Raw genomic sequence first — 16,874 nt, forward strand, 5'->3', positions numbered from 1 at the left:
CCTTAGCCCTTAGCCCTTAGCCCTTAGCCCCTAGCCCTTAGCCCCTAGCCTTCGGCGCGCAGCCGCTTCAGCAGCTCGGGCAGCTTCTCGGCCCGGTCCTCCGCGTCGGGGTAGCCGTCCGGGTCGTCGCAGCGTCCTGTCCAGCCGGATGTGCTCAGGCGCTCCAGTCGTTCGATCAGGCGGGGGCGGATGTCGTCGGGCAGAGGGATCTCGCCGTCGAGGAAGTCGGCCAAGCCCCACACGAACTCCCAGTGCGGGTCGGGGGATTCGAGCTCGTGGAGGATGCGGTCGTACGCGTCGGGAATGCCGCGGCGGAGGGCGTCCCGCAGGGAGAGCGCGCGGAGCGCGGGGACCGGTGAGTCGGCGGAGCGCTCCAGGGCGTCGGAGGCGGCCAGGGCGTTGCCCTCCTCGGCGCAGTCGAGGCCGACGAGCGTCCTGGCGGCGCTCTCGCGCACCGCGGTGTCCTCGTCGTGTTCCAGCCGGTCGACGAGCCCGTCCACGGCCTCCTTCTCCGCGGGGGACCCCTCGGCCATCGGGTTGAGCCCTTCGACGGCGGCCTTGCGCACTCCCACGTCCGCGTGCCGCAGCCCCTCCAGGAACAGTGCGAGCGGCGGTTCGTCCAGGGGCTTGTGCGTGTGGAGGTAGTCGTAGCAGGACAGCACCTCGCGCAGGACGAGGGCGTCGGGCTCTCCTCCGGCCAAGCGGTCCAGGGTCTTTTTCACGGGGCCGTACCGGAACACGCCGTCGAGCAGCAGGATCAGGGAGAGCGTCTCGATGCCGAGGGCCATCCGGTCCTGATCGGCGTCGGCGCACATCTCCAGAGCCTCGTCGACCATGACGCCCACGCGCGCGTGCTCGGTCCAGGAGCCGTCCTGGGGCGGCTTGGTGAGGGCGCCCAGGGCCTTGGCGCGCTCCGTGCCGCCCGGGGCCAGGGGCAGCGCCTCGGCGAGGGCGGCGCGCATCCCGGTCCGCACCTGCTCGGTCTCGGCCGCGGACAGCGGCTCGTTGCGGCGCAGCACGAGCGAGGCCAGCATCACCGCGAGGTCGAACGCCAGGTCGCGCGCGAAGGTGCCGGGACGCCCGAACCCGTCGGGGCCCTCGGGGGTCCAGCCCTCCCCGCGCAGATACGTGAGACGCTCCCGCATGTCGTCGCGGAGGTCCTCGCCGATGTCCCCGAGGGCCGGGGGCCCGCCGATCTCCGCCACGAAGCCGGTCCACGCCCGCAGGAAGCCTTCCGGGTCGGTGAGGTGCTCCGTGATGATCCGCTCCGCGCGCTCGCGGACGGCGGGGTCGCGTCGCAGGGTCACGGCGAAGCCGTCCACCACGGTCTCGTCGAAGTCGTCCGTCCACGGCTCGCGCGCCACGGCCTGCGCCAGCTCGCGCAGCGCCCACTCCAACCGGGCCGACTCCGCGGCGGTGGTCGCCGCCTTGGCGCGGACCGCCGTGTCCGGGTCCCGCAGGGCCCCGGCCAGCTGCTCGTGGAGTTCGGCCTGCTTGCGCTCTCTCCGCTTCTTGAACATGGGAGGCAGCGTAGGCGCAGGACCGAACCGCCCTCGCCGGACCCCCTGCGCGGCCGGTACGGAAGGATGCCCCCAGACACCGTCAGGGAGGAGTGAGCGAAGGTGACCGAGGAACCGCGTCCCACCCTGGAGGCCGTGGCCGCACGTGCCGGGGTCTCCAGGGCCACCGTCTCCCGTGTCGTCAACGGCGATCCCGGCGTGCGGGAGGCGCTCGCGGAGAAGGTGAGACACGCGGTCGACGAGCTCGGCTACGTCCCCAACCGCGCCGCGCGCAGCCTGGTGACCCGGCGCCACGACGCGGTCGCCGTGGTGATCGCGGAACCGGAGACGAGGGTCTTCGCCGACCCGTTCTTCGCACTGCAACTGCGGGGCATAAGCAAGGAGTTGACGGCGCAGGACGTGCAGCTCGTACTGCTGCTCACCGAGGGGCGGGACGACCACGAGCGGGTCGGACGCTATCTCGCGGGCGGTCACGTCGACGGCGCGCTCGTCTTCTCGCTGCACCTCGACGACCCGCTGCCCGGCATCATCCGGCGCGCGGGGCTGCCCACCGTGTTCGGCGGGAGGCCGGGCTGGCCGGAGGAGGAGTCCGGCGGGCCGGGTGCGCCGTACGTCGACTGCGACAACCGCGGCGGGGCCCGCGAGGCGGTGCGCCACTTGGTCGGCCTCGGCCGTGAGCGCGTCGCGCACATCACGGGACCCCTCGACCAGACGTCCGCGGTCGACCGCCTCGACGGCTTCCGTGACGTGCTGGGCGACGTGGATCCGCGGCTGATCGCCGAGGGGGACTTCACCCCGGCGGGCGGGGAGCGCGCGATGCGGGAACTCCTGGACCGTGTACCGGAGGTGGATGCCGTCTTCGCCGCCAACGACCTGTCCGCGTCCGGCGCCCTCCGCGTGCTGCGTGAGCGGGGCAGGCGGGTGCCGGACGACGTGGCGGTGGTGGGCTTCGACGACATGCTGCCGGTGGCGGAGGGGGCCGAGCCGCCGCTGACGACGGTCCGTCAGGACATCGAGGAGATGGGCCGGTTGATGGCCCGCATGATCCTGCGCGGCAGAGGCGAGGAGGGCGCCGGTTCCGGTCCCGCGCAGGTGGTCCTGCCGACGGCTCTGGTGCGCAGGGTGTCGGCATAACGGGTCTGGTCCAGCGGCTCCGCCCCCCCCGGCTCCGCGACCGGGGGGGCACGGCTTCGGCCGACCGTCGGCTAGGAACCCACACTCACCGTGAACCGCCGCGGATTCCCGTCGTGCGCGGCTCCCGACACGTCCGGCTGCCCGTCGGGGCGCACGTCGTCGTACGGAAACGCGTACCCGATGGGGGAGTTGGCGTGCACCACGCGTGACCAGTGGTTGGTCACCGCGTCCCGGTAGTAGTCCGCCGAGGTCGCGCCGTTCGGCTGCTCGGGGTGGGTGAGCATGATGCTGCGGTTGAAGCCGGCGGCGAGCCTGGCGAGGAGGCCCTTCTTGTCGTCGGGGTCGTTCGGGTTGTTGGCGAAGGGGCCGTGGTTGCAGGTGAAGATGTCCTTCGAGGTCGGCTTGGTGAAGGAGTGTCCGCCGTTGAACGTGAGGACGTCGCCGCTGACGCGCCCGGTGAACACGCCGCGGCCGCCCTGGAGATCGATCTTGAGGTCCGTCGAGCGGTACTTGTCCCACACCTGGTCGATGTAGCCGTTCCACACGTCGCGGAACGGCATCTGGTCGGGCCTGTCGAAGTACGGCGCCATGAGGTTCTGCGGCGAGATGACCCGCAGGACGCCGCCGTCGCCCCGGATGACCAGGTCGTCCCACGGCTGCCCGTCCTTGGCCGCCTGCGCGGCGAGGTCCGAGGCGATCTTGTCGACGGCGCCGTCGGGCAACGGGGCGACGGTGTGCGTGCCGTCGCCCTCCAGGGTCAGCCCGATGGGCAGGGCGGTGACGAGGTCGACGTAACTGATGTTGGCGTAGAGCTGCTGAGGGTTGAAGGTGAACTCGCAGAACGACCAGGTGCGGCCGTAGTTGGGGTCCTCGCGGGTCGCGAAGGCGGGCTCGACCAGGGCGGGGCCCGGGTTGAGGAAGAAGTCGAGCTTGTCGTCGCGTACGAAGTAGACGCGGGCGCCGTACATCTGAGGCAGCGTCAGCACCTTGGGCGCCGAACCGGCGGCGCCGAGCGGGATGGCGCAGTCGACGGGCAGCGGGGTCTGCGGCGCCGAGGGGGAGTCGGGGCGGTAGACCCCGCCGTCGGGCTTGAGCAGCACCCAGCGGTCGGTGCCCTGCTCGTGCCCGGTGACGTAGGCGTGCACCTGGCCGGGGAGCGACTTGTTCGCGAGGGCCAGCTCGCAGGTGGCGGGCGCGGCCCTGCCGCCCGCACGGGCGCCGGGGCTGAGAGCGCTCCCCCAGACGGGATAGGTGAGGGCGCCCGCGGCGCCGGCGGCGGTGGTCAGGAACGTTCGTCGCGATATCACGGAAGGTCTCCTGCGCGGTGGAGTGTGGGGGGTGGGGTGGGGGTGCGGGGGTGGTGCACCACTGTTGCGGCGGGTGAATGTGGCGTCAAGACTTATGGCTGAGAGCGCTCTCAGAAATGTTGTCCGTTCATGAAATGGCGACGTGGGAGGGGAGTTCTGGGCACGGCGGGCGGATTGTCAGTGGCGGGTGCCAGACTCGGGAGGACGGAAGAGAGATGCGACAAAGGAGTCGATCATGCTCAATACCCGTTTCGTCACGGGCACTCCGGTCTGGGTGGACATGTGTGCACCCGACCTCGGGGACGTCCGCGGCTTCTACCAAGAGCTGTTCGGCTGGGAGCTCCAGCAGGGCGGCGAGGAGTTCGGCGGCTACAGCCAGTATCGGCTCGGCGGCCGGACCGCGGCGGGCGCGATGGCCATCCCCGCGGAAGACGCCCCACCGAGCTGGACGGTCTACTTCCGCACCCCGGACGTGGACGGCACGGTGAAGGCGGCCGAACAGGCCGGCGGCGGCACGCTGTACGAGGCGGTGGACGTCGGCGACCTCGGCCGCATGGCGGGTATCACCGACTCCGCCGGGGTTCCTTTCTCCGTCTGGCAGCAAGGGCAGCTCAAGGGTCTTGATGTGGTGAACGAACCGGGCTCGCTGGTCTGGACCGAGCTCTACACCCCGGACGTCCCCCAGGCCGTCGCGTTCTACGGCTCCGTGTTCGGCTGGGGCACCTCCGAGTCGTCCTTCCCCGGCGGCAGCTACACCATGGTGCATCCGGCGGACGGCACCGAGGACGACATGTTCGGCGGCGTCGTGCCGCTCGCCAGCGACCCCTCAGAGGCGGGCGCGGGGGCGTACTGGCTCCCGTACTTCCAGGTGGAGGACTGCGACGAGGCGGTCGCCAAGGCGCGCCGCAGTGGAGGCACCGTGCGGATGGAGCCCATCTCGATGGCGGGTGTGGGCCGCTTCGCCAAGCTCGCGGACCCCGCGGGCGCGCGCTTCGCGGTGCTGCAGCCGTCGCCTCCCGGCGAGCCGATGGAGGCGTAGGCTTCGGGCCGGTCGGGCGGATCGCCGTCGGACGGTTGATGGCCGCACGGATGATGGCCGGACGGTTTGGGGGCGTCGCCCGTGGGGCAGTCTCAGCGGGGCCTCGCCGCGGGCGGACCGGTCGCGAAACGCCGACCGGACGGTTGTTGATCGTTCGTTGATCGCTTGTTTCGTGCGGTGGTGCAGCATCGGCGGCATGCAGATCGAGATGACAGCCGAGCCCGAACTCGCCTGGCAGGAGCAGGCCCTGTGCGCCCAGACCGGAGCTGATTTCTTCTTCCCGGAGCCCGGAAGCTCGGTGCGCGAGGCGAAGAGCATCTGTCAGATGTGCGAGATGCGCCCGGCCTGCCTGGAGTACGCACTCGCCAACGACGAGCGGTTCGGCGTCTGGGGCGGCCTCTCCGAAAAGGAGCGGTACGCCCTCAGACGCGAACCGCGTGCCTGAACCGTTGAGCCGGCGGGCCTCTGAGCCAGTGAGCTGCAGGCGCTCCGATTCACTGAGTCTTCGAGCGCCTGCCACGAGCGAGCCCGTGAGCCCGGACCCTGCGGGGGAGTCCGGGCTCACGGGCCTTCACGGCATCCTGGCGCGTCGGCCCTCAGCCGTACGTCACCGTGAACCGCCTCGTCCCCGCCGGGACATGGACGTCGTCGCCGGAGACCGGCAGCTCGCGCCCGTCCGCCGACGCGGACCGCACCTGACCGAACCGGCAGGGGTAGACGTACCGCACCCGCTCCGGGGCCTCGGTGACCTCCACCGTCACGGTCCGGTTCCCCGCGCCATGCGTGAGCCGGTAGCCGAAGGGGGCACCGAACAGCGTCGGCGCGGACTCCACGGCCACCGTGTCCCCGTCAGGCACCCAGTGCGGACGCACGCCCGGCGCGATGTACACATGCGGGTCGCGGTCCTCGTCCGCCTCGAAGAGCAGGATGTCGCGGAGCAGGAGCAGATACTCGGCGGCGGCCCAGCCGTGCGGGATGTCGCCCATGTACCAGTGCCGTGACGGCACTTCGCGGAAGTCCGAAGCGATGCTGAAGGCGTGCTGCTCGTTCCACGCGCCGAGCGCCACCGCCCGCTCCTGCGTACGCGGGAAGGACGCCCCGACGATCCAGCCGAGGAGTGCGTCCATCCGTACCGGATCGCCCGCGAGCAGATACGCGTGCGCCAACTGCGTGGTCAGATACGGCCCGTAGGCGTTCCAGGCGGCCTCGTGCCGATAGCCGCCGGACACGAAGTGGGCGTACATGGTGTCGAGCGTGAACCGTGCCGCCCGGTCGATGTCCGTGCCCAGTTTGCTGCCCATGTGCAGCCGCAGCGGATGGAAGAACGCCGCCGCGCCGATCATCGTCGAGTCGAGGCGCCCGACGTCGGCGGGCCCGGTCGGGATGTACGTCTCCCAGGCGCCGCGCCTGCGCTGCTCCTCAAGGACCCAGCGGATCGAGGCCGCGGTGGCGCGCTTGACGTCGTCGAAGGCGGCCCACAGTTCGGGCACGTCCGGCGAGCCGATGCGCTCCGCGAGCCGCGCCGACTCGTACAGACCGGCGAGCGCCCACAGGTCGTCCCAGTAGTGCGGCTTGTCGCGCTCGCCCAGATGCTCGGCGCTCCAGCCGCTGTGCAGCAGGCCGTACTGGTCGCGGTTGTCGCGCAGCCACCGGGCGCCGTCGATCACGTACGGCGTGTAGAGCTTCGCGCCGAACGCGGCGGCGCGTCCCTTCGTCCGGTCGAAGCGGCCGATCGCCCACAGGGCCTGGCCGTTGCTGTCCCACTCCCGGTCGTCCCGCTCGTGCGGGCCGCCGTAGAAGCCGTACTCGGCGCACGGGCCGATCCTGCCGGTTCCGCGGTTGAACTTCAGCGGGTAGTGCGTGCCCAACTGGCGCTCGGCGAGCGCCTGGTCGCCGACCAGCGAGCAGGCCGTGGACTCCACCGAGGAGTCGCGGATCCAGAACGAGTCGTACACCGTCGGGCCCGGATGGATCTCGCCGTGGTCGGAGAGGACGAGCAGCTGCGAGCGGGACTCGCGGAACAGGTCCGTCAAGTGCGCGACGGGTCGCGGAAGGTGGGGCTGCAGGCCCTGGTCGACCAGCTTGCCCGTCCAGAACCGCCGGTTGGCGGCCTCCAGTTCGTCCGCCGGGGTCGCCCTGATCTCGGCCAGGTCGGCGGCCCCGCTGTACAGATCGACGGGCAGCCGCACGTCCACCTCGAACACGTTGTCGTCGACGACCGTGAAGGGCCACGCGAACACCGCGCTGCACAACCCCGCCACCTGGTCCTGCGCCTGCCGCGCGCCGTTCAGCTTGCCGCCCACGACCAGGTCGTGGAACGGGTTGTGCGTCAGATAGGTGTTCGGATCGTGGCTGAAGTCGGGGTTGCCGTAGACGCCGTAGTGCTCGGGCGGCGTTTCGGTGTCGAACACCGGGCCCCAGCCGCTGTTCGTCTCCACCCGGTTCTCCTCCGGCAGATGCCGCAGGAACGTCAGCCTCCGGTCGGTGATCTGACGGCCGTTGCGGTCGTGCCGCTGGAAGCCGCTCGGCCCCGCGGGCATCACCGCCGCGCAGAGCCAGCCCTCGCGCGGCCGCCCGGTCGCGGTGCCCACCGTCACGCGGGTCACCACGAGGTCCCGCTGCCGCGCGCCGATCGTCGTGGCGAAGGTGCGCTGGACGAACTCGACGCCGTCCGGCGTGCGGAAGTCGGTGAGGACCACCGGCAGATGCGGGGCCTCCATGCGCTGTCCGACGGTGCCGCCCTCGGTGAGCTGCGGCATGTGGAGGGCGCCCGTCGCCGGGTCGTGGAGGAAGAAGGACAGGCAGTACTTGTCGTAGACCGGCTCGATCTCGCCGGCCTGGCCGATCAGGGACTCCTGGCGGTGGTCCTTCACGCCCACCATGTGCCAGTAGCGGTACAGGGCGTTGGAGGCCAGGGCGGCCTCCTTCGATTCGTACGTCCCGGTGTCGAAGTCGTCGCTCCAGCGCCGGAAGGCCTGCTGCGCCCACCACGGCACGGGGTAGGGCACCTGCGCCCGCCCCGCCCAGCCGCGCCACATGACCTCGTAGAACATCCACTCATGGGTCTGTGCCATGGGTTCCACCCCTGGTGCCCACAGTTGCACCGAGAGAGGCGTTCGTAAATCGGGTAACTCGGTCAGGGTCCCGGCTTGACCGTTTTCATCGTCAGGTGCGAGTCGACGCGCAGGACACAGGGGAGGCCGGTGAGCTTGCCGGTGAGAAAGGCCTCGTAGGCGGCGTGGTCGGCGACCGCGACGCGGATGAAGTAGTCGGGGCGGCCGAACATGCGCCGAACCTCTATCACTTCCTCGTAGGAGGCCACGACCTCCTCGAACTCCAGGTACGTGTCGCGGTCGTTGGCGCTGACCTCGACGTCGATGAGGACTTCGAGACCGCGCCCGAGTGCCGCGGTGTCGATGACGGCGTGATAGCCGGCGATGACGCCCGCCTCCTCCAGGCGTTTGACCCGGCGCAGACAGGGAGGCGCGGTCAGGCCGACGCGTTTGGCCAGCTCGACGTTGGTGAGACGGCCGTCCTGGCGCAGATGAAACAAAATTTCGTGGTCCAGCGCATCTAGGCGAATTGCATTGCTCACGGGGTCATCATAGAGCCACTATCAGCAATCAAATTAGGCGTGGATCTTCATAAAATGTCGGCATGCACATAGCACCACCCGTTGTCGGCGATCCCCCTGTGTCCACCCCTGCCCCACCTGCACGTCCCCTTTCAGGGGTGCGGACCGCGCTAGGGGACACCGCATCGGTGGGGCTCGCGTTCCTGCCGCTCGGTCTCGCCTTCGGGGCCCTTGTCACCCAGTCCGGGCTCGACTGGTGGTGGGCGGGCCTGTCCGCCGCGCTCGTCTACGCGGGCTCGTTCGAGTTCCTGCTCATCGGCATGGTCGCCGCCGTCGCCCCGCTGGCCTCGATCGCCGCGACCGCCTTCATGGTGAACGTCCGGCACGTGTTCTACGCGCTGTCCTACCCGCTGCACCGCGTCCGGGGGCGGGTCGGCAAGGCGTACGGCACCTTCGCGCTCAGCGACGAGGCGTTCGCCCTGACCTCGGGGGAGCAGGCCCGCTCCTGGCCGGGTCGGCGCATCCTCGGGCTGCAGCTCCTCCTGCATCTGTACTGGGTGGTCGGCTCGATCGCCGGCGCGCTGCTCGGCTCGCTGATCCCCGACAGCGTCACGGGCCTGGACTTCGCGTTGACCGCCCTGTTCACCGTGCTCGCCGTCGACGCCGTACGGGATCTGCGCGGTGATCTGCCCACACCCGTACTCGCCCTGTTCAGCGCCCTGTTCGCCCGCCTTGTCTTTCCCGGCGAGCTGCTTCTGGCCGCCTTCGCCCTGTTCACCCTCGGGCTCCTGGCCCGCCACCTGGCCACCCGGAGGACGCCGAGCCATGCCTGACGCCAGGTACGCCATCGCCGCGGTCCTCGTCACCGCCGCCGTCACCTGGGCGCTGCGCGCCCTGCCCTTCGCCGCCCTCGCCCCGCTGCGCGAGAGCGGCACCGTCCAGTACCTCGCCGCCCGCATGCCCGCCGGCGTCATGGTGATCCTCGTCGTCTACTGCCTGCGCGACCTCCCCTTCGCGGGGGTGTCCGCCCTGGCCCCGGTGACGGCCCTCGCCGTCACCGTCGGCCTCCATCTCTGGCGCCGCAACGCGCTGTTGAGCATTCTCGGCGGCACCGCCGTCCACGTGGTCCTGGCCAGCGCCGTCTTCGCCCACTGAGGCGGAGGGCGCCGCCCGGGAAATTCGATGCGACACGGGGGCGAGGCTCTGGATACGCTCCGGGGGCGCACGCGGGGCATGCGGCGCGAGGTCCTGTAGAGCAGAGGCAGACTCACCGCTATGGCATGGCGGATACGCCGGTTCGAATCCGGCCGGGACCACGGGCACGGAACATGCGGGGCGAGAACATGGGCGAGAGCGGCGGGATCAGCGAGACGGACCTCGCGGTCTTCCACGACGTGGTCGGCAGGCTGCGGGAGCTCCCCGTCGACGACCCGGTGCGGCTGCGGGCCGAGCAGGTCGCCGCCTCCTTCGCCCGCGACGGACGGCTGCGCAGGCGCAAGGCGCGCGGGGCCGAACTGTCCGCCGCCGACGCGGCCGTCATGGCCGCCACCGCGACCGGCGCGGGCGACCGCCGCGAGGACGCGCCCCTGGCCGCCGAGGGCGAAGGCGGCGTCTTCCTGCGCCCCCGCCCCTGCTATGTCTGCAAGGCGTCGTATCGACAGGTCGACTCCTTCTACCACCGGCTCTGTCCCGACTGCGCGGGCGACAACCGCTCCCGGCGTGCGCTCGCCACCGATCTGCGCGGGCGCCGTGCGCTGCTCACCGGCGGCCGTGTGAAGATCGGCTTCCAGCTGGCCCTGATGATGCTGCGCGACGGCGCGGAGCTCCTGGTCAGCAGCCGCTTCCCGCACGACACCGAGCGGCGCTTCCGCGCGGTGGAGGGCAGCAAGCAGTGGCTCGACCGTCTCACGGTGCTCGCCGTCGATCTGCGCGACCCGCGCCAAGTCCTCGGCCTGTGCGAGGAGTTGCGCCAGGACGGCAGGCCGCTCGACATCCTGGTCAACAACGCGGCGCAGACGGTCAGGCGGCCGCCCGAGTCGTACGCGGCCCTCGCGGCGGGGGAGGCGGCGCAACTGCCCGCGCTCGCCCGCAGCGCCCCCGGGTTCCGCCCGATGCGCACCGCCGAGGGCTCCGCGGGGCAGGGCGCGCTCGCCCTGGTCCTGCGCGACGCCGACGAGGCGGGGCTGCTCCCCGACCCCTCGCCGGAGAACTCCTGGTCGGCCCGGCTCGGTGGCCTCGACCCCGCCGAGATCCTGGAGACCCAGCTGGTCAACGCGCTCGCCCCGGCCCTGCTCTGCGACCGCCTGCTGCCCCTGCTGCTCGCTTCGCCGCGCCCCCGCACGTACATCGTGAACGTGACGGCGGTGGAGGGCCGCTTCGCCGTGCGCAACAAGACGGCCGGGCACCCCCACACGAACATGGCGAAGGCCGCCCTCAACATGCTCACCCGCACCAGCGCCGCCGAACTCGCCGAGCAGGGCGTGCACATGTGCGCCGTCGACACCGGCTGGATCACGGACGAGAACCCCGCGCCCAAGAAGGGCCGCATCGCGGACGGTGGCTTCCGCACGCCGCTCGACGTCGTGGACGGCGCCGCCCGGATCTACGACCCCATCGTGCGCGGCGAGGCCGGCGCGCCCGTCTCGGGGGTCTTCCTCAAGGACTACCGGGAGGCGCAGTGGTGAGCGAGGACGTCTCCGCCGGCGAGAGCCTCTCCGCCGGAGTGCCGCATGTCGTGCCCCGCCCCGTGGCTGAACTGGCCCCACTGCTCAACTGGTTGAGGGGCGGCCGCCCCGCGGGGGAACGCCTTGACTTCACGGCGGGCACGGCGCTCCCCGACGGACGGCTCGACCTGTGCAAGCAGGCGCTGGGCGCGCGGGGCGCCGCCCTGGTGGCCGATGCGCTCCGCGATGCCCAAGGAGCCCCTCCCGTACGTCACTTGCTGCTCGGCACGGACGGCCTCGGTGACGCGGGCGCGGCGGACGTGACCGGCACGGCGGGCGCGGCCCGCATCGAGACGCTCTACCTCGGCTGCAACGGCATCACCGCGGGCGGCGCCTGCCGCATCGCGGACCAGCTGCGCGCCTCGCCGCAGGTCGTGACGGGCGTCTGGCTCAAGCGCAACCCGCTGGGCTCGGCGGGTGGCCGCGCGGCGGCCGAACTGCTCTACTCCGTAACGACGTTGCGCACCCTCGATCTCGTCCAGACCGGCCTGGACACGGCCGGGGCCGCGGTCCTCACCGACGCTCTCCTGGCGGCGGCCGACACGGGGCGGCGCGTCGAGCGCGTGTTCCTGGGCGGCAATCCGCTGGGCGCGGCCGGAGCGGCGCCGCTCGCTGAGCTGGTCGCCGGGGGCGCGGTGAATGAACTGTACGTATCGGCCGCGCAGTTGGGTGACGCGGGTGCGCTGCTCCTTGCCGACGCCCTGGAACGGGCGCCGCACGGCGCGCTGGTCCGGCTGTCCGTGGCCAGCAACGGCATCGGGCCGCGCGCGGCGGCCCGGCTCGTCGCCGCCGCGGTGGCCGCGGGAGTGGAGCTGCTCGACCTCGGCCGGGTGCGCGCCGCCGGAGTCCTCGGAGCCGCGGACAACCGCGTCGACGACGAGGCCGCCACCGCCGTCGCGGCATCGCTCGCCGCGGGCGAACACCGCCTGGCCCACCTGGTGCTCACGCACACCGGGATGCGCAGCCGTGAGGCCCACCGGCTCCTCGACACGGCTCAACTGGCGCGCACGCCCACGCGGTTCGTGCTCGGACAGGGCATCGCGGCGAGCGTCAAGCGCCGCCTCGCGGCGTTCAGTGCGGCCGTGCCCGAGCCGGAGGTCCCGCGTGATGTGGCGGCGGTGCGGAGCGTCCACCGCTGAGACCGCCGCCCCGAAGGGCACGTACGATCTCTCCCAAGGGGCGGGGTCGTAGCGCAGAGGCAGTCGCGCCGGTCTCCAAAACCGGAACACGCTGGTTCGATCCCAGCCGCCCCGCCCCCCCCTTGGGGCAACCGCCCTGCTTCGGGCGGAGCGGATCAGGCGCGCCGCGCCGCCATCCGCTCCTTGCGCGCCGCGAGCCGCTCGTCGAACTTCGACGCCTCCGAGTCGAGCCCGCCCATGAAGAAGCCGAGCTCCTCCTGCGCCTTCCGCCCTTCGGGGCCGAGCCCGTCGATCTCCATGATCTTCAGGAAGCGCAGCACGGGCTGCAGCACGTCGTCGTGGTGGATCCGCAGGTTGTAGACCTCGCCGATGGCCATCTGCGCGGCGGCCCGCTCGAAGCCCGGCATGCCGTGTCCCGGCATGCGGAAGTTGACGACCACGTCCCGCACGGACTGCATCGTCAGGTCTGGGGCGAGCTCGAAGGCGGCCTTGAGGAGGTTGCGGTAGAAGACCATGTGGAGGTTCTCGTCGGTCGCGATGCGCGCCAGCATGCGGTCGCAGACCGGGTCGCCCGACTGATGGCCGGTGTTGCGGTGCGAGATGCGGGTCGCGAGCTCCTGGAAGGCGACGTACGCGACCGAGTGCAGCATCGAGTGGCGGTTGTCCGACTCGAAGCCCTCGCTCATGTGCGCCATCCGGAACCGCTCCAGCTCGTCCGGGTCGACGGCGCGAGAGGCGAGGAGGTAGTCGCGCATCACGATGCCGTGCCGGCCCTCCTCCGCCGTCCAGCGGTGCACCCAGGTGCCCCAGGCGCCGTCACGGCCGAAGAGGCTGGCGATCTCGTGGTGGTAGCTGGGGAGGTTGTCCTCGGTCAGCAGGTTGACGACCAGGGCGATGCGCCCGATGTCGGTGACCGGCGACTGGCCCTTCTCCCAGGCCTCGCCGTCCTCGAACTGGCCGGGGAAGTTGCGGGCGTCGGAGAACGGCACGTACTCGTGCGGCATCCAGTCCTTGGCGACCTTGAGGTGGCGGTTCAGCTCGCGCTCGACCACTTCCTCCAGCGCGTACAGCAGCCGGGCGTCGGTCCAGCTGTCCGCGCTGCCGAGATGGGGAGAGGTGATCGTCACGAGGGCTCCAGGGGGGACGGGAGTTCTTACGGGCGATGCGAGCGGTGCACCACCTACCTACGGTGTCGTAGGTTACGTTGCCGTAGGTTAAGCCCTCCGTAAAGAGGCCGGGAATCCGGGGGGTACCCCCTTCCAGGGCGACTAAGGCCTCATTGCTGGTCAGGCGTACAGTCCCCGGAGTCGGACTGAGAGGCACGTCACACAACCTTCGAGTTTCTCGAACTCCCCGATATCCACCGGAACCGGTTCGAATCCGAGATCGCCGAAGAGCTCCGCGCTCTTCGGCGCGCTCGCCGCGATCAGCAGCTTCGCGCCGCCGAGCAGCACCACGTGCGCACCCGCCTCCTCGGGTACGGGGAGGAAGCGGGGGAAGAGCGAGGGGCCGTCGACCAGCGGCTCGTACCCGATCACCGTGCCGTCGGGCAGCGCCGTCACCGCGGACTTCAGATGCAGGACCTTGGCCACGGGGACGGCGACGACCTGCGCCCCCAGCGGCTCGAAGGCGGCCCGCAGCTGTCGCACCCCGTCCGCGTTCGTCCTGCCGCCCCGCCCCACGTAGATCGTGTCGCCGACCTTGAGGACATCGCCCCCGTCGAGCGTGCCGGGCTCCCGCACCCGGTTGACCGAGCAGCCGAGCCGGACGACGGCCTCCTCGACGCCGGGCGCCTCGCCCCGCCGGGAGGCGGCGCCCGAGCGGGCGATCAGCGCGACGTTGCGGAAGACGACCACCGCGTCCTCCACGAAGACCGAGTCCGGGTAGTTGTCGGCGGGCTCCACCTCGTGGGTCTCCCAGCCGTGCGCGCTCAGCGCCGCGACGTACGTCTCCCACTGCCGCACCGCGAGCCCCGTATCGACCGGTGTGCGTTCCAGGTGGGTGACCAGGCCTTCGGCGACGCGCGGGCTCGGGCGGCGTATCAGGGCCTTCTTGCTGGGCACGGTCGGCTCTCCTCACGTGGGCGGGGCGCCGCCGCCCGAGCCGGGCGGGGCGGTGCCGGACATCATGCAGCGCGCGCCCGCTCCCCGCCCAGAGCGCCCCGCAGATGCTCCGCCGTGAACGACCCCTGTGTCCGCGCGAGTTGTGCGGGCGTCCCCTCGAACACGATCCGCCCGCCGTGCTTGCCGCCGTCGGGGCCGAGGTCGATCACCCAGTCCGCGTGCTTGACGACGTCGAGGTTGTGCTCGACGACCAGCACCGTGTTCCCCGCGTCAACAAGCCGGTCGAGCATCGCGAGCAGCCCGTCGACGTCCGCCATGTGCAGTCCGGTGGTCGGCTCGTCCAGGACGTACGTCGTGCCGGTGCGGTGCAACTGCGTGGCCAGCTTGATGCGTTGGCGCTCGCCTCCGGAGAGGGTGCTCAGCGGCTGCCCGAGCGTGAGGTAGGTCAGCCCCACGTCCCGCAGCGCGTGCAGCCGACGCCGGATCGAGGTGTCATCGAAGCGTTCGGTGAAGGCGAGGGCGTCATCGGCCGTCATCTGCAGGACGTCCACCACGGACTTGCCGTCGACCGTGAGCCGCAGCACCTCCTCCTTGAAGCGGCGCCCCTCGCACGCCTCGCACGTCGTGGTCACCGGGTCCATGAACGCGAGGTCGCTGTAGATGATCCCGCGTCCCTGGCAACTCTCGCACGCGCCATGTGAGTTGAAGCTGAACAGGCTCGCCTTCGCGCCCGTCTCGCGCGCGAACAGCTTGCGCACCGTGTCCATGATCCCGAGGTATGTCGCCGGGGTCGATCGGCCCGAGATGCCGATGGACGACTGGTCGACGACCACGGCGTCCGGGTGCGCCTCGGTGAACGCCTTCGAGACCAGCGTGCTCTTGCCGGAGCCCGCGACGCCCGTGACCGCCGTGAGCACCCCGGTCGGCACCCGTACGCTCACGTTCTTGAGGTTGTGCAGAGCGGCGCCCTTGACCCAGTGGCCGCCGACCGGCTCGCGCGGGTGTTCCTTGATGCCGGTGGTGCGGCGCAGATGGCGGCCGGTGAGGGTGTCCGCCCGTCGCAGCTCGTCCGGTGTGCCCTCGAAGACGACCAGGCCGCCGTCGGTGCCGGCCGCCGGGCCCATGTCGACGACGTGGTCGGCGACCGCGATCACGTCGGGGTCGTGCTCGACGACCAGGACGGTGTTGCCCTTGTCGCGCAGCCGCAGGAGGAGGTCGTTGAGGCGGCCCACGTCGCGCGGGTGCAGGCCGACGCTCGGTTCGTCGAAGATGTACGTCATGCCGGTGAGGCTGGAGCCGAGGTGGCGCACCATCTTCAGGCGCTGTCCCTCGCCGCCGGAGAGCGTGGACGTGTCACGGTCCAGGCTGAGATAGCCGAGGCCGATCGCCTCGATCCGCTCAAGGGCCGTCACGGCGGCGCGCGCGACGGGGCCCGCCACCGCGCCGTCGATCCGCTCCAACTCCTTGATGAGGTCGGTGACTTCCATCCGGGTGCAGTCGGCGATGCCCAGGCTGTTGATGCGGGTGGCGAGCGCCGCCGGGTTGAGGCGGGCCCCGCGACAGGAGAGGCAGGTGCCTTCGTTCAGGAAGCCCTGCACCAGGTCGCGGGTCTTCTGGGAGAGCGCCGACAGGTCGCGGTGGAGGTAGAGCCGCTCGAAGCGGTCGGCGAGGCCTTCGTAGTCGATGTCGCGGGCGCCGCCGGTGTTGTCGACCTTGACCTTCCGTGCGGCGCGGTCACGGCTGCCGCGCAGCAGGAACTCCCGCTCGGCGGCCGTGAATTCACCCACCGGCTTGTGCGTGTCGAGGTCGGTGGTGTTGGTGTACGTCTGGCCCTGCCAGGTCCCCACGGCGAACGGCGGGAAGAGGATCGCGCCGTCCGCCAGGGACTTGGCGGGGTCGATGATGCGGTCGTAGTCGGGCCGGACGGTGCGCCCGAGGCCGTGGCACTCGGGGCACATGCCCGACGGGTCGTTGAACGAGTACGCCGTCGCAGGGCCCGCGCTCGGCGTCCCGTGCCGCGAGAACAACACCCTGATCACGGAGTAGATGTCCGTCATCGTGCCCACGGTGGAGCGGGAGTGGCCACCGATCGGCTTCTGGTCGACGACGATCGCGGGCGCGAGGTCCTCGATGGCGTCCGCGTGCGGCCGCTCGTACTTCGGCAGCCGGTTGCGGACGAACCACGTGAACGTCTCGTTCAGCTGGCGCTGCGACTCGACCGCGATCGTGTCGAAGACGACCGACGACTTCCCGGACCCGGACACCCCGGTGAAGACCGTGAGACGGCCCTTCGGGATGCGCAGGTCCACTTCCTTGAGGTTGTTCTCGCGGGCTCCGGCGATGGTGATGTGGGAGTGCGTGTCATGGTGCATACA

14 protein-coding genes and 2 tRNA genes are annotated in these 16,874 nt (G+C 71.2%); 9 read left to right on the top strand and 7 right to left on the bottom strand.

Annotated elements, in window-relative coordinates; translation table 11 throughout:
* Positions 1 to 44 precede the first annotated feature (44 nt).
* Positions 45 to 1,520: a hypothetical protein gene (locus tag AB0B50_RS06170; protein WP_362326343.1), complete on the bottom strand. Its 1,476-nt coding sequence runs from the start codon at positions 1,518 to 1,520 to the stop codon at positions 45 to 47.
* 102 nt (positions 1,521 to 1,622) lie between these two features.
* On the opposite strand from AB0B50_RS06170, the gene AB0B50_RS06175 reads away from it, so the two are divergent.
* Positions 1,623 to 2,654, top strand: a complete 1,032-nt coding sequence (locus AB0B50_RS06175; protein WP_362326345.1) for a LacI family DNA-binding transcriptional regulator — start codon at positions 1,623 to 1,625, stop codon at positions 2,652 to 2,654.
* A 71-nt stretch (positions 2,655 to 2,725) separates the two neighbouring features.
* Here AB0B50_RS06175 and AB0B50_RS06180 read toward each other — a convergent pair whose 3' ends face one another.
* Positions 2,726 to 3,961 (bottom strand): glycoside hydrolase family 64 protein, encoded by a 1,236-nt coding sequence (locus AB0B50_RS06180; protein WP_362326348.1) that lies wholly within the window; start codon positions 3,959 to 3,961, stop codon positions 2,726 to 2,728.
* 235 nt (positions 3,962 to 4,196) lie between these two features.
* Here AB0B50_RS06180 and AB0B50_RS06185 point away from each other — a divergent pair, with 235 nt between their 5' ends.
* Together AB0B50_RS06185 and AB0B50_RS06190 are read left to right on the top strand one after the other, a co-directional pair.
* A complete protein-coding gene (locus tag AB0B50_RS06185; RefSeq protein ID WP_362326350.1) occupies positions 4,197 to 5,000 on the top strand; it encodes a VOC family protein in 804 nt (267 codons plus the stop codon).
* Between the two features lie 196 nt (positions 5,001 to 5,196).
* On the top strand, positions 5,197 to 5,445 hold the full coding sequence (locus AB0B50_RS06190) for a WhiB family transcriptional regulator (protein ID WP_362326353.1): 249 nt from the start codon (positions 5,197 to 5,199) through the stop codon (positions 5,443 to 5,445).
* Positions 5,446 to 5,596: 151 nt separating this feature from the next.
* Here AB0B50_RS06190 and AB0B50_RS06195 read toward each other — a convergent pair whose 3' ends face one another.
* Positions 5,597 to 8,074 (bottom strand): hypothetical protein, encoded by a 2,478-nt coding sequence (locus AB0B50_RS06195; protein WP_362326356.1) that lies wholly within the window; start codon positions 8,072 to 8,074, stop codon positions 5,597 to 5,599.
* 62 nt (positions 8,075 to 8,136) lie between these two features.
* Positions 8,137 to 8,595, bottom strand: a complete 459-nt coding sequence (locus tag AB0B50_RS06200) for an Lrp/AsnC family transcriptional regulator (RefSeq protein ID WP_362326359.1) — start codon at positions 8,593 to 8,595, stop codon at positions 8,137 to 8,139.
* Between the two features lie 167 nt (positions 8,596 to 8,762).
* Here AB0B50_RS06200 and AB0B50_RS06205 point away from each other — a divergent pair, with 167 nt between their 5' ends.
* The 6 genes from AB0B50_RS06205 (at position 8,763) to AB0B50_RS06230 (ending at position 12,552) form a co-directional block, all read left to right on the top strand.
* A complete protein-coding gene (locus tag AB0B50_RS06205; RefSeq protein ID WP_362326868.1) occupies positions 8,763 to 9,407 on the top strand; it encodes an AzlC family ABC transporter permease in 645 nt (214 codons plus the stop codon).
* Entirely contained in the window at positions 9,400 to 9,729 is a 330-nt protein-coding gene (locus AB0B50_RS06210) for an AzlD domain-containing protein (RefSeq protein ID WP_362326362.1), read from the top strand. The genes AB0B50_RS06205 and AB0B50_RS06210 overlap by 8 nt, the downstream gene beginning before the upstream one ends.
* 89 nt (positions 9,730 to 9,818) lie before the next feature.
* Positions 9,819 to 9,890, top strand: a tRNA-Ala gene (locus tag AB0B50_RS06215).
* Between the two features lie 27 nt (positions 9,891 to 9,917).
* Positions 9,918 to 11,258 carry an SDR family oxidoreductase gene (locus tag AB0B50_RS06220; protein WP_362326871.1) on the top strand — a complete coding sequence of 447 codons (1,341 nt, stop codon included), beginning with the start codon at positions 9,918 to 9,920 and terminating at the stop codon, positions 11,256 to 11,258.
* Positions 11,255 to 12,436: a ribonuclease inhibitor gene (locus AB0B50_RS06225; RefSeq protein WP_362326365.1), complete on the top strand. Its 1,182-nt coding sequence runs from the start codon at positions 11,255 to 11,257 to the stop codon at positions 12,434 to 12,436. The genes AB0B50_RS06220 and AB0B50_RS06225 overlap by 4 nt, the downstream gene beginning before the upstream one ends.
* 40 nt (positions 12,437 to 12,476) lie before the next feature.
* Positions 12,477 to 12,552, top strand: a tRNA-Trp gene (locus AB0B50_RS06230).
* A 39-nt stretch (positions 12,553 to 12,591) separates the two neighbouring features.
* Here the strand turns inward: AB0B50_RS06230 and AB0B50_RS06235 are convergent.
* The 3 genes from AB0B50_RS06235 to AB0B50_RS06245 form a co-directional block, all read right to left on the bottom strand.
* Positions 12,592 to 13,563, bottom strand: a complete 972-nt coding sequence (locus AB0B50_RS06235; protein ID WP_362326368.1) for an acyl-ACP desaturase — start codon at positions 13,561 to 13,563, stop codon at positions 12,592 to 12,594.
* Between the two features lie 159 nt (positions 13,564 to 13,722).
* Positions 13,723 to 14,499 carry a dimethylargininase gene (gene ddaH / locus AB0B50_RS06240; protein ID WP_362326371.1) on the bottom strand — a complete coding sequence of 259 codons (777 nt, stop codon included), beginning with the start codon at positions 14,497 to 14,499 and terminating at the stop codon, positions 13,723 to 13,725.
* A gap of 62 nt (positions 14,500 to 14,561) precedes the next feature.
* Entirely contained in the window at positions 14,562 to 16,871 is a 2,310-nt protein-coding gene (locus tag AB0B50_RS06245) for an excinuclease ABC subunit UvrA (protein WP_362326374.1), read from the bottom strand.
* Positions 16,872 to 16,874: the final 3 nt, after the last annotated feature.

Source organism: Streptomyces sp. NPDC041068, from assembly GCF_040647455.1.
Classification (GTDB): domain Bacteria; phylum Actinomycetota; class Actinomycetes; order Streptomycetales; family Streptomycetaceae; genus Streptomyces.

Excerpts from the sequence above, each read along its gene's own strand:
- AB0B50_RS06170 (WP_362326343.1), bottom strand. The coding sequence starts at position 1,520 with ATGTTCAAGAAGCGGAGAGAGCGCAAGCAGGCCGAACTCCACGAGCAG.
- AB0B50_RS06185 (WP_362326350.1), top strand. The coding sequence starts at position 4,197 with ATGCTCAATACCCGTTTCGTCACGGGCACTCCGGTCTGGGTGGACATG.
- AB0B50_RS06190 (WP_362326353.1), top strand. The coding sequence starts at position 5,197 with ATGCAGATCGAGATGACAGCCGAGCCCGAACTCGCCTGGCAGGAGCAG.
- AB0B50_RS06195 (WP_362326356.1), bottom strand. The coding sequence starts at position 8,074 with ATGGCACAGACCCATGAGTGGATGTTCTACGAGGTCATGTGGCGCGGC.
- AB0B50_RS06210 (WP_362326362.1), top strand. The coding sequence starts at position 9,400 with ATGCCTGACGCCAGGTACGCCATCGCCGCGGTCCTCGTCACCGCCGCC.
- AB0B50_RS06220 (WP_362326871.1), top strand. The coding sequence starts at position 9,918 with ATGGGCGAGAGCGGCGGGATCAGCGAGACGGACCTCGCGGTCTTCCAC.
- AB0B50_RS06245 (WP_362326374.1), bottom strand. The coding sequence starts at position 16,871 with ATGCACCATGACACGCACTCCCACATCACCATCGCCGGAGCCCGCGAG.